Source organism: Bradyrhizobium sp. CCBAU 11357 (assembly GCF_028128865.1).
Lineage (GTDB): Bacteria > Pseudomonadota > Alphaproteobacteria > Rhizobiales > Xanthobacteraceae > Bradyrhizobium.
In genome coordinates this window covers 1-11,879 of sequence record NZ_LBJW01000067.1, presented here as the reverse complement: position 1 = coordinate 11,879, position 11,879 = coordinate 1, and the positions used below count along the sequence as shown (strand labels likewise).

The 11,879-nt window shown below is 59.8% G+C and carries 8 protein-coding genes and 6 pseudogenes; 5 read left to right on the top strand and 9 right to left on the bottom strand.

The window, feature by feature from the left end:
* The 3 genes and pseudogenes from XI05_RS09550 to XI05_RS39725 all read left to right on the top strand — a co-directional run.
* A pseudogene (locus XI05_RS09550) lies at window positions 1-388 on the top strand (hypothetical protein); the annotation flags it as partial.
* Window positions 358-1,239, top strand: a complete 882-nt coding sequence (locus tag XI05_RS09545) for a recombinase zinc beta ribbon domain-containing protein (RefSeq protein WP_271500871.1) — start codon at window positions 358-360, stop codon at window positions 1,237-1,239. The pseudogene XI05_RS09550 and the gene XI05_RS09545, both read left to right, overlap by 31 nt.
* A gap of 118 nt (window positions 1,240-1,357) precedes the next feature.
* A pseudogene (locus XI05_RS39725) lies at window positions 1,358-1,435 on the top strand (phospholipase effector Tle1 domain-containing protein); the annotation flags it as partial.
* A gap of 86 nt (window positions 1,436-1,521) precedes the next feature.
* Here XI05_RS39725 and XI05_RS09535 read toward each other — a convergent pair.
* The 5 genes and pseudogenes from XI05_RS09535 to folE all read right to left on the bottom strand — a co-directional run bounded on the left by XI05_RS09535 (window position 1,522) and on the right by folE (window position 4,598).
* Window positions 1,522-1,692, bottom strand: coding sequence for a hypothetical protein (locus tag XI05_RS09535; protein WP_271500867.1), 171 nt, complete (start codon window positions 1,690-1,692; stop codon window positions 1,522-1,524).
* 416 nt (window positions 1,693-2,108) lie between these two features.
* A pseudogene (locus XI05_RS39720) lies at window positions 2,109-2,695 on the bottom strand (IS1634 family transposase); the annotation flags it as partial.
* Between the two features lie 142 nt (window positions 2,696-2,837).
* Window positions 2,838-3,110 (bottom strand): hypothetical protein, encoded by a 273-nt coding sequence (locus tag XI05_RS09525; protein ID WP_271500865.1) that lies wholly within the window; start codon window positions 3,108-3,110, stop codon window positions 2,838-2,840.
* A 346-nt stretch (window positions 3,111-3,456) separates the two neighbouring features.
* The gene (locus tag XI05_RS09520; RefSeq protein ID WP_271500864.1) at window positions 3,457-3,933 is read right to left on the bottom strand and encodes a 6-pyruvoyl trahydropterin synthase family protein; all 477 of its coding nucleotides are present in this window, start codon (window positions 3,931-3,933) and stop codon (window positions 3,457-3,459) included.
* Entirely contained in the window at window positions 3,930-4,598 is a 669-nt protein-coding gene (folE, locus tag XI05_RS09515) for a GTP cyclohydrolase I (RefSeq protein ID WP_271500863.1), read from the bottom strand. The genes XI05_RS09520 and folE overlap by 4 nt, the downstream gene beginning before the upstream one ends.
* Window positions 4,599-6,093: 1,495 nt before the next feature.
* On the opposite strand from folE, the gene XI05_RS09510 reads away from it, so the two are divergent.
* Entirely contained in the window at window positions 6,094-6,408 is a 315-nt protein-coding gene (locus XI05_RS09510; protein ID WP_271500862.1) for a GNAT family N-acetyltransferase, read from the top strand.
* Window positions 6,409-6,824: 416 nt separating this feature from the next.
* On the opposite strand, the pseudogene XI05_RS09505 reads toward XI05_RS09510, so the two are convergent.
* Window positions 6,825-7,000, bottom strand: a pseudogene (locus XI05_RS09505) (IS701 family transposase); the annotation flags it as partial.
* 899 nt (window positions 7,001-7,899) lie between these two features.
* Between XI05_RS09505 and XI05_RS09500 the strand changes: the two are divergent.
* Window positions 7,900-8,349, top strand: coding sequence for a DUF3422 family protein (locus XI05_RS09500; protein WP_271500860.1), 450 nt, complete (start codon window positions 7,900-7,902; stop codon window positions 8,347-8,349).
* 346 nt (window positions 8,350-8,695) lie between these two features.
* On the opposite strand, the pseudogene XI05_RS09495 reads toward XI05_RS09500, so the two are convergent.
* The 3 genes and pseudogenes from XI05_RS09495 to XI05_RS09485 form a co-directional block, all read right to left on the bottom strand.
* Window positions 8,696-9,266 (bottom strand): annotated as a pseudogene (locus XI05_RS09495) (hypothetical protein); the annotation flags it as partial.
* 382 nt (window positions 9,267-9,648) lie between these two features.
* The gene (locus tag XI05_RS09490) at window positions 9,649-11,163 is read right to left on the bottom strand and encodes an ISNCY family transposase (protein WP_271500858.1); all 1,515 of its coding nucleotides are present in this window, start codon (window positions 11,161-11,163) and stop codon (window positions 9,649-9,651) included.
* Between the two features lie 492 nt (window positions 11,164-11,655).
* Window positions 11,656-11,879: pseudogene (locus tag XI05_RS09485) on the bottom strand (DDE-type integrase/transposase/recombinase); the annotation flags it as partial.

The window sequence follows — 11,879 nt, the reverse complement described above, 5'->3', positions numbered from 1 at the left end:
CAGCCTCAACGAGTACGAGCTGGATCTGTTGCGCCAGCGCTCGCTCTCGGCCCGCGACGAGAAGGCGCGCCGGGGCGAGTTGGTTGTGACAGCGCCCGTCGGCTTTGTGAAGGCCGGCGACCGTTATGAGAAAGACCCGGATCGGCGTGTCCAGGAGGCGATCAAGCTGGTGTTCGACAAGGTCGAGGAACTGGGCAGCGCGCGACAGGCGCTCTGCTGGCTCCACGAGTACAATCTCGATGTGCCGGTGAAGCAGACCAACGGCGACACGGCCTGGCGGCGACCAAACTACTCTGCCATCCGCGGATCATTGAGAACCCGGTCTACGGCGGCGCCTATGCCTATGGTAAGACAGCTGTGGCGGCGGGATACAGCACCGCGGGCGTGAGCGTGAAGATCCGCCGCAAGGCGCGGAACGCATGGCTGACGCTGAAGCCCAACACTCACGAAGGGTATGTGAGCTGGGAGAAGTTCGAGGCGATTCGCACCATGGTCAGCAGCAATGTTCCCACCAGTAGCCATCACGGCGCGCCCAAGCACGGTGACGCGCTGCTGGCCGGTCTAATCCGCTGCAAGCGCTGCGGTCGCAAGCTCACACTCCGGTACTCCGGCATGGAAAGCTATATCCCGCGCTACAGCTGCAGCCGCGCCTGGATGGACATGGCCGGCCCCCCTGCATCGCCTTGGGCGGACTGCGCGTCGATGATGCCATCGAGGAAGCACTGCTTGGCGTCGTCGGTCCGGGCGCGGTCGCCGCCGCGACCGCTGCCGCCAAGGGAGCTAGGGAGCGGCGCGATCAGGTACGCGATGCTCTCAGTCGCGACCTCGAAGCGGCGCCCTATGCCGCCGACAGGGCTTTCCGGCAATACGATGACCGCTGATCCGGCGAACCGGCTGGTCGCCAGTGAGCTGGAAGCCCGGTGGAACAGGGAGCTCGCTCATGCGGCCGAGATTAAGGGCAAGATCGCTATGCATGATGTGGCGACGCCCGCACCCATTGCTGATCCAGCTTCGTTCGGCGTTCTAGCCTCGAACCTCAAAACGGTCTGGGATGCGCCGACGACGGATGCTCGTCTTAGAAGCGCATTGTGCGCACCCCTCATTCATGAGGTCGTGGCCGATATCGACGACGTGGCCTCGGAGATCGTTCTCATCGTTCATTGGGTGGGTGGCGCCCACAGCGAATTGCGCTTGCCGAAGCGCCGGCAGGCTCAGCAGACACTTCGTGGCGGCGCGTAGTCAGGTTTCTGGCATTGAGTCTTAATGTCGAAAATCGGCCCAGCAAGTGCCCGACAAAGGCCTGCTCTCGTGCCTAGTGTGTAGGGCAGCCCTCGCCCAATATTTCAAGCATGCGGATTGGCTGCAGCAGGTGTGGTTCGCCGGCAACCACTCCGATGTCGGCGGAAGCTACTGGGAAAACGAAGCCCGCCTCTCCTCGCGGTAGCCGTTGTGCTGCGCCAGCCGCTCGGGGACTCTTCTCGCCATAGGCCGCTCCGGTCTGGCGTTTCACTTCCAGCTCCATCAGTCGCTGGGTGGAGCAAAGCCAATCATCTCGCCCCCCAGCTGTTTCCGGGATGGCATTGCTTGCGCGAAAGAGCGCCGCCGACGGCCGCCACGCAAGAGATGCTTCGCATCATTGTTACCATCGCGGCCGAGCATGATGTCGCGTTGTTCCGCTGTTTCGAAATTCATGGGCTACTGGCATGTCAAACGTGGTATCGGGATCGACCAGATGATCAGTAATTTCGACGAAATTGGCTGCATCAAAATGATTGGAGCTACAACTGCATAGCTCAAGCCCTCTCTGTGATGGCTTGGCCGAAGCGCCGGTCCGCGCTCTATCTGCAGGCAATACACGCCCCTCCTATCGGACGCTCGACGTCGACAAGCCGATGAACCTCGGCTCGGCTACAGCCAAAGCGAATTGGCACAAATCCGCGCCATCGCGGAAGAGATCAAGCGCCGGACCGGTCGTATCGAAGTCACCGCGCCCTCGGGAACGCCCCGGGCCGTCCTATAATTCGGATATCGCGAAACGTTCGCCGACCGTGATCAATCTGAGGCGCCGCCGGCCAGGTCAGTTCTCAGATCAGTGCGAAGCCCTCGTCATGGCCATACTGCGCCAGCGGACATTGGCGGCCTTCGAAATAGGACGAGGTCACGTCATACAGGACCAGCATGCCGCTTGGCCAAGCCGTTCTCAATCCGGGCCTGGCGCGCAAGGAGCCGATCCAGCGCCTCATAGGCCTCGCGGTCCTTGACATGGCCAAGACCTAACACATCGCCCGGGTTCGTCGTCGCCGTCTCCTGATCCAGCGCACGCACAATGCCCAGTTTCGAGTGCGGCGCGATCAGCCGGTCGACGATCATCGCCACGATAAGATCGCAACAGCGGCGCGCTTCGGCATCCTTCGACGTGCTCTGGATCAGCTGGTCGAGCGAATCTTGCGGATCATCCCCAAGATCGCAACGACATGACCATGCGGCAAAGACCGCCCGATTGATAGCTCCCTGGGCTCCCCACCCAGCAACGTCCCACCTTGGAGCAGCGTCTTCAGCGCCTCGATCACCTCCCCAGGCAACTTGCTCAGATTAGAAGCGTTCGCTTCTGCGGCCGCCACCGCTCGTCGCGATAGGCTTTCCGCACCAAGACCGCGGGCGGAGACTCTCGGTTTGGCACGACGTCAATGAACATTGACGCATCGAATCACACCGGCCGATTTGGGAATCCCCTCAGACGGATACGAACGGGATGGCCCAATAGCGCCTAACCCCTTGGCTCGATTGCGCTTCAAGTAACGGTAAATGAAAGCTTCGGTTTAACGCGCATGGGTTGCTTACCGCACGCCGAAAAACTTATGCGTCTGAATGCTGACACGCCAGTCGCGCGCAGTCACCTCCTGAATGCGAAGCTTCGTCGCCTTCAGGCTTTGGCTCAAGGGCTGCAGCCATATCATCGGCATGAACTCGCGCGGTATGTTGAGGGCCAGGAGCTTCTCGATATCAGCAGGCTTGCCCACGCAATGTTTGATCTCGTTGCCACGCCGCAACGCTTCATCCAAAATAGCGAGCCGCCGGGCATGCCAACTTTCGGGCTGATGGTCACCCACCTGCAGGGGGGCACCTGGATGGCATGGGTGCCCGATGTCTCCACCTGCGCCAGACTTGATAAGTAGCGTCGTCGATGGCTGAAGGTCGTACGCTGCGGGCTCGCCACCTGTGATCACGAAATGCCGAGCCCTAAATCCTGCACGGCGAGCAGTATTTCCTCCGGCGACATCATAGCCCAGGTGTGGGCGTCCTCGACCTTGGCCTTGATCTCGGCTATCGACACTTGGCGTGCTGGATCTGCGATCCATGTGTGCTTGCTGTCGCACCGGGGCAACCAACTGGGCAGGCCTGCAGCCGCAGGAACACGGACGGCGTGCCGCTCTTGCTGGCTTCGCCCTGGATACTTCAAAGATCTCGTTGACCGGCAGCATGGCTCGTTCCCCGATAGATCGCGCTGTTCGCACCGTGCTCTTTGACTTCGACAGATGCAAGCCGGCAACGCGGAGCAAGTCGCTCTGTCAGCAGCCACTTGCTCGCGATGCCGTAGACGTGCTCGGCAAATTTTTCGCAGCCGACAGCAGGTAGCACAACGATATCCGCCACGCCGCGTCGCGCCGCTTCGTAGAACCATTCAAGCTCCGGATCGTCCGCAGCTATGACGGTCTTATGGTCAAACGTGTCTTCGAGGATCGCTTTCAGCTCTTTGAGGCCGCCAAAATCGACGACCCAATTCTTGTCGTCTAGGGTGTCGGCCTCGAACTCGAAGCGAAATGACAAGGAGTAACCGTGCAGCAGACGACAATGTGATTGCGCGCGCCACTGGCGAAATGTAGCAGATAGTCCGATTTCATGACCGTATGTCTTCGTCGATAGGTACGTCACGGTCGGTCCTTGATCAGTGCCATAAATTCGCTGCGCAATGTCCTGTCGTCGCGGAAAGCGCCGCGCATGATGCTGGTTATCATCATGGTGTCAGTCTCGCGAACACCACGCCAGACCATGCACTGGTGCTGCGCCCTAATGATGACGGCCAATCCCTTCGGCAGGATGCGACGTTCCAGTTCGTCCGCCAGCATAACAGCGGCCTCCTCCTGGAGGTGCGGGCGCGCCATGATCCAGCTGGCAAGACGCACAAATTTGCTGATACCAATCACTTTTTCGCCGGGCACTACGCCAACCCACATGCGGCCAGTCATGGGTACGATGTGATGCGAGCACGTCGAGCGCACGGCAATTGGACCCAACGTATAGAGTTCGTCCAGGCCGCTCGAGTTCGGGAAGTCCGTAACCTCGGGCCCGCGCTCAAAGCGCCCGGCAAAAACCTCGCGCACGTACATCCTGGCAATGCGCTTCGCGGTCGCCTTAGTGTTGTGGTCGCGGCTGGTGTCGATAACCAGGGCTTCAAGCACAGCCTGCACGTGCTGCTCGACCTCGGCTTGGATCACCTCTATGTCACCAGGCAGCAGGTATTCTGCGATATTGTCGTTTGCCGCAAACGACGCGCCGGCGTCGCGCAGGCGTTCACGAATCGCTTGCGTTGAGCTCATCAGAAAATCCTGTGCCGGGACCTTCGCCTTTAGTTTGCGTGAACGACATGATCTGTGGCCGTCGTGAAGAACGAGGGGGGGACCCCCGATACACCAAGCTTCGATTGGGGCAGTGCCTTACTGGCCAGTATTTGGTATCAATTTGCATACGATCGAAAACTCCCATCTCTCATGCGTCATTGACCGAGAGACCACGATTGCCGAAAAGGCCCTTTCTCGTCGCCCTGCAATCAGCATGCCGCAAACGTATCGGTGCGAGACTTGCTTGAGGAAGAGAAAATCAATGCACGGTGCCGCGCCGGCCGATCATTTGCGCCTTCGTGTCGGGATTTAGACATACACGCCGACACGATTGAAGCGCCAGCAAAAGCGGCCAAATCTTACCCACCCCGAAGTCATCGGACAGTTAATCGACCCCGCGATTGGCGCGAAGAACCGAAGAACGGGACACTCGTACGCACAATGTCGAAGAGTCGCCCGGATAACAGGCGAGAACAAGAGAAATATATAGGCTGCCGCAGTTCGGGGCGAAATTCCTGGCCCGGCAAAGCTATTCAAGGCTTGGACATTTGACGAGGTCAATGGCGCAAGTGAAATCGCCACCAAGGAGCGCGAGGCGTTGAGGCGGCTCGCGAAACTCATGGCAGCATAAAGCCGCGGCAAGGAACGCGGCTCATGGCCTGACCAAGCCAAGCGAAGTGGCCTCCCGGGTTCGGGCACCAGTGAAGCTAGATGCGAACGGGCAATGGCGAGGCTCCGCAGCCGAAGAGGATGGGCGACACGAAGAGATTGCAACACGCCAGCAGCTTCTCTCGCCCAATCGAGAAGGTCGTGGCCGCCACGGTGGCGACATTGGTTGCCTTAGTCAAGCAATGGTTGGCACCGGTGAAATGCGCTAATAGGGATTTATCGTCTCGACCCGATCGCTCGAGACCGAGAGGATCCTGTCATTGGCTGCCGAATCCTAGCGGTCCTTCTGGCCGAGGGATTCATGGCTACCATTCCTGAGAGCTAGTCTCCAAACATCGTGACTTGTAAAGGATTCACCACCGAGTTCGCGATGATCATCGTACTATCTTGGGGAGGCGAGCTTTAGCTTCGTGATGAAGCCCTTCGAAGTGAAAGCCATCGGATGAATCTAGACGCTGATTGACAGCCGATATCGCGGGTCATCAGGCGTTTTTATACAGCCAGACCCTCAGCAGAGATCAGCTGATTGGGAATCAATCGGCTCTGGTTCGAGGTGTTCGTGAATCTCAGCTAGCCTTTGTCCCGGTCTAGCGGTCACAAATGTCACGCCGACGCTCGTGGTGCAGAGTGATTCAATTCCGATGCGGAGCAAACAGAAAAGAAAGATGCCGGTCATATCCACACGCCGCGCTGAAGTCACAGATGCCGGAACCGTCGCCCGCTTCGTTCATGCTCTCCAAGTCGAGCTCTTGGGCCGGATGGCCCCGGGCATCGAATCGTCACGCAAAGCGCGGCGGCAGTTCTTTTGGATGTCAGCGTCATCGCGGTGATCGCCTGCGGAGACAACGAGCCGGTTGGCGTCATGGTTCTAAACGAATGCACTGCGATCTACGCGGGCGGCAAGTTCGGAGAAATCTCGGAGCTCTATGTTCGCCCCGACATGAGATCGCAGGGCATTGCGCCTCATCTGATCGCGGTCGCTCTGTCCGAAGGACGCGCGCGAGGATGGAAGCGGCTGGAGGTGGGAGCACCGTGGCAGCCGAAATGGAAGCGTACCCTCGACTTCTATCTGCGCAACGGCTTCGAGGAAGTCGGCCCCAGGCTTTGCCGCATGATATGAGCCGATGGGATCAACTTAGAATAGTCGACGCGGGATGACCAAGAACCTGAGCGGATCAATCATCCAAACGACTCCCGCGTCCGGAAGCGAATCGGCGCGCTAGCTTGGAACCCGATGTTCTTCGTTAGGCCGCTTGATTGGCCGGAATAGGTAATTGTCTATGCGTTCTGGACTGATGTCTATATTTTTTGTAGTCGGCTAATGGCACTGCTCTATTAACGAGGACACCGTCCCTGGTGTGTTCCGCCGGGTGCGCTAATTAGCATTACAGTTGCAATTTTTGCCTGTATGGGCTTTGCGCGCGTTGGCCTGATGAGCCCTACGCCAGGACGACCATGCGATGACTTAGGCGTGCGAGATACGCCGCTGGACAAGCTTCATGGCGATGCGGCGGATTTCCTTGATCGACAGGCGGATTAAGAGCGATGCTTCGGTCGAGCCCGCGGTCGCATTTCTTTAAGCGATGGTCCAGTGTTGGCTCGATGACGGATGACGGCCATCATGAAAGGTCATGCATGACGAGTGAGACATGGTGATGCCAGCCATGCCAGGAGTGGCTTTCGTTGTGGTCAAGGCCGACCTCGTTCTTTGCTGGGGGATGAAAATTGTGAGGCCGTTGCGCCATAGGCGATCGAGGCTTCTTAGTCGGCCTTCGGCCAGATCCATCCATCGAAGAGGCCGCTCGTGCGCTCGATCCGAAACAGAGCTGACATCGACGAGAACGTGGCGATCCTCGCGTCCCGCAAAGACCGGCGAGCGACTTCAACGGAGACCGGATCTCGGCCGCGTGGCTACGACGGATCAAAACTTCCGCGACCGCACTCGAGCAATACGCCCGCCAACTCGAACCGGCCGTATTTGTGATCCGCCCCTATTCGGTCGATCGCTCACGACATTCGCCACGTATCTGCCTCACTGCGGTCGAGCCGCGGCGCTTGCACTGCCCTGAATGTCACATCAAAAGACGATGAAGGCGTGCGCTCCGGCTGCGTGGTCACGCCAACCTCACGCGACGTGACGCTGTCAACCCATCGCCAAGCCTTGCCCGTCTGTCCGGGCGCGGTCAGTCGCCGGTCTATGATTGGACGAATCCGTCGTAGCTTGGCTGCTCAGATAATGTATCTGCCTGGCGAGCGACCACCGTGCGAAACAGGCAGTTTCCTATGGTGGCGCCACGTACGCATCCTGTCAGAATACAAGCGCGCTTCATGTCTGAAACTCTTCTCCAACTTTCTTCGAAAGCCACATTGCGCCAAAGGACGCGAGCATGCGCCTTCTATAGTGCTGGCCCAAATCCTGCACCGCCTCTCCGCGTCAGGGCGGCGGCAGCAAGATGAGTCGTGTTTGGGCCTCGATCTGTCAAACGACAATGTGGTTACCGCACCGGGGCTCGCCTGTCTGCCCCCCGCTCGGGGAAGCGAAGACGCTCCTGCTTGCCACGCCTCGCGCGGCTGACGGTTGCTTGCTCACCCAGGAGAGAGGCGTCGATACATGGTCGATGAATTGGATCTGCGAACCTTCACGCCACATCCGCAACGCGACGCCGTGCTCGGCGAAGTGCACGCGCGCCCTTTCACGCGCCTTGTTTCGCCATTCAGCGTGATCCACTTGGCTTTTCTTGCGCAGGGTGAGGCGGCCACAAGCGATCGCTGCCGTTTTATCGATTGTTGCCTCGAGCGCAATCTTCCGCCGCCTGAGCAATCGGCGAAACTTCATCAGATTGTCATCGGGCCCGGTACGCTACGCTGGGAGCAGCATTCGGAATTCACAACGTTCACCTGGATCTGGAGTAACACCGTCCGATCGCTGATCCGCGCGTTGCGTCAGACCGGACATTTGCTGGTCGCCATCAGGCTAGAAGCGACCTGTCGCGCGAGCGAATGTCGCTGCGCTCGGCGGCGCACAGGAGCCCACCTTCGAGAACGAGCCGTCGCGTCTTGATGGGCATGATGCTCGGAAGGCCCATCGCTTGGCACGGGAGACCGATCCGACGGCTCACTTGCCCCGCGCCCGGTCGATCTGCTGTTGCACCCAGGATCGCGTCGTCCAAATAATCCATCTGCCGGTTGAGATCATCATGTGCTGCGGCGGCGCGCAGCCAATTCAGCTCTTTTCCGATGAGGTTCGCCTTCTGCTGCCATTTAGCAATAGGCACCGTCGAGTAACGTCGCTTCTAAATCCCCATAAAATGCCTCTTATGGCCCTGCATGAACGGCGCATTGCGCCAGGAACCGAACTTGCCAAAGATAGAAGGTCGTCGCGTCAACGTCGTTCGTTGTTCAGGTCGAACGGCGCGTCCCCTCCCAAGCGGATTGAGCAGGCGAACGATCTCGCGGGCTGCAACGAGGCCGATCAGCCAGGCAGCGCTGCGCAGCCCGATCCGCGTCACGATTGCGGGGGTGAAAGCGCCCTCGCCACCCAGGAACTGGCGTCGCTGCGAACAAAGTGAGCTCATAGGCCGCGTAACCACAAACCAGCGTGACCACCAGGACCAGAGCCGTGCGGCTCTGCGGGAGCTACCTGAGAACGACTGACGAGACAGCAGTTGCAGCGGCGCCGCAGTCCGATCACGAGCCCCATGCGATCGTGCTCGCATCGACTGCATAGTGTAGCACGCCAAATGCTATCGTCTGATTAACCAGCCATGCGCCCGTGACCACAAGGAGCGCCGGACGCAACCGCAAAGTCGCGGCTGCAACGACTGCGAACGCCGCAAGCGACGTCGCACAGGCAAATACGAAGCTTGCCAGCGCACAGGCCGTCACCAGGAGACCGAATGAGAACATCGGGTCATAGCGCGGCTCAACCGGGTGCAGACGAAAGCCGTCAGCGGCGGCCGGCAGAACGTTGAAGGCCATGGAAAATCTCCTCTCCCGCAATTGTAGCGAGATCTGCTGTTCGAGGACGGCCTTTGACGGTCAGTGAAGGGCGTCCATGGGATTTTCTGGCGCGGCGAGGTGGGTCCGGTCATGCGCTGCGAGCCATCGATGAGCGTCTGGGAAGGCGGTCCGGTCGCGGCCAACTGCCGAAGCGTCACCGGACGGACACGCGGCCTTCGGTCGTTCCGAACGATCAGTATAGCGCGACAATCTGGGTGGGAAGCCGTATTGCCGCATATAGTGATGTTCCCGGGCGAGATCGGTTGCCTCATCTATTTTGCTCTTGGGTTGAGGAGGAGGCCGGGTGCGGAGATGGCCGGCGTTTCGGAGCGCCCGGCCTCCTCCGCTGGCAGCCGGTACATCATTGCGTTGTCGTGACCTCTGACCTTGGTGGCATTTTCTCCGTAGGAGCGAACAGCAGCGCATTCGCTTGCTCGCTGCGCCAGGATTTAAGCCGCCGTTGAAGCGTTCGAAGAAGCTTGTTCGGGTAGGCTCCAGGATATTCCACCTGCAGGCGGGAGAGCAGTTCGCTGCCAGTCCGCCAGGGCTCGGCTGCAAACCATTTTCGCAAATCTGGCGTTGCGCGAATGAGCGGGTCGAGACGACGTCGGCCTCTTTTCGCCGTCACGATTGGCCGATCCGTCGGTCGCATAGCACCGTCCTTCCAGGCCGTTCGCAGGCTTGCCAGGAAGCGATCGGTCGATTGCGATGCCGCAGCAGGATGGGCGATTGGTTGGGTATCTGCAAGGGCCCCGAGGCGCTCCTGCGCGTCGCGGATGTCGCGCAACAACGCGACCGGATCGAGAGCGGCATAGATTTCCTGGAGGTGGTGGCGGACTGCGTCAGGCGTTCGGGCGTCGGCGGCCAGGCGCTGGTGGGGTGTTGCCGGCGCGCTGTATGTCTTGCGCACACGAGCACCGTCGCGCTGCTTGGCTATCAGCTTAAACGAGGGTTGGAAGAAGTTTACGAACAGCCGCGCTGCTCGATAGAGTTCTGCCAGCAGCTCGGCCGCTTCGAGGCCTTCGAACCGACGATAACCGACCATCCTGCGCACGACCGCGCCGTTCTTCTGCTCAACGAACGCCTGGTCATTCTTCCGGTAGGGACGGCAACGCGTGAAGACAATGTTGGCTGCCTCGCAATAGCCTTTCAGCGTCTCGTTCATGAACACCGTATCATTGTCAGTGTCGAGGCCGAGCAGCGTAAAAGGCAAATGTTTGCGCAATTCCGTCAGCACCGTGCTCAACAGCGTCTGTTCGCGCACGATCAGGGGAGCGCACTCTGTCCAGCCGGTAGCAACGTCCGTGAGCACGAGGGTCTGGATAAAGCTGCCGCGCGCAGATGGTCCGCTATGGGCTACAAGGTCAGCCTCGACGAATCCTGGCGCCGGATCGTTCCAATTCGCCGATGTCCGTATTGGAACACTGCGACGCAGAGAATGCGCTGTGTGCCGCCGGCGCTTGCGACCCAGTTTTTCTCGGATCGGCACCAATACGCGGTCAATCGTCGCAGCGCTCATCGCCAAAAGCTTGGCGCGGATCTCGGGGGCAAGGTCGAGGTGGCCATGCCGTTCCATCGCCTCAATCAGCGCAGGCATTAACGCCTTCAGCCGCTTCCCGCAGATCCGGTCTGACGCTTCCCAAAGGAGCACGAGCGCGTTGTGTTCTGCCTCATTATAGATCCGACGTCGCGGCCGTCGGCCTGCGCGTGCGTCTTCCTGGCCTCGAAGTAGTCGCATCGCATGCTTGCGATGAAACCCCGTGATGTCGACGAACTCGTCTAATATTCGCGCCTTCTTCGCGCGATCCGAATGCCGATAACGCACGCCTGCCGCCGCCGTCAGTTCCTTCCGCGTTGCCAAGCTCAGCCGCCCCATCTGCGCCCCCGCTTGTCCCCGATCCAAGGAGCAATTTACGTGAGGCAACGGCTCAGCATCCGGTAACAATTAAGGCGAGGCAATGCGGAGTCTCACCCTGATCGCCGCCGCGCAGACGCGCTTACGTCGTGGAACCACGCCGCCTGACGGCATCAACTTAGCGCTTACGAAAGAAGGGCCGCCTACGTTGCCGCAAGCGGCCCAAGTCTAGGGAGGAACGCCCAAGGAGGGCAGCGATAGCGGGGCGCTACCGCACACCCTGAAAATAAGACAATCGTGATCGGCGGCTCAATTGAACGTAGGGAAACGCCGGGCATCTAAAGGGGGCATGGAACGATACCAAGGTTTATGGTGCCCGCGCGTGAAGCCGACCACCTTCGCACTAGGCGCAGGCTGTCATTGCCTATGCATCGCGTCCAGCAGCGGCCAGAAGTTGGTCACCAAACCGTGGCTGTCTTGCCTTACATTATTCCAACTACGCCGGTGAGAGCTTCGCGATGACCTTGCCTGATGCCAGCGCTCGATCTTTCCCTGAGTCTGAGGATGGTACGGAGCGCCGCGCACGTGCTGCATGCCCTTCTGGTCGAGCCACTCGGCCAGATCATGCGACACGTAACTCGAACCATTGTCGCTGAGCACCCTTGGCCGGTGCGCGACGGCGATGTTGTCAAGTCCGGAGGCGGCGAGTGCCTGGTCGAGGGTGGCTGTGACATCGG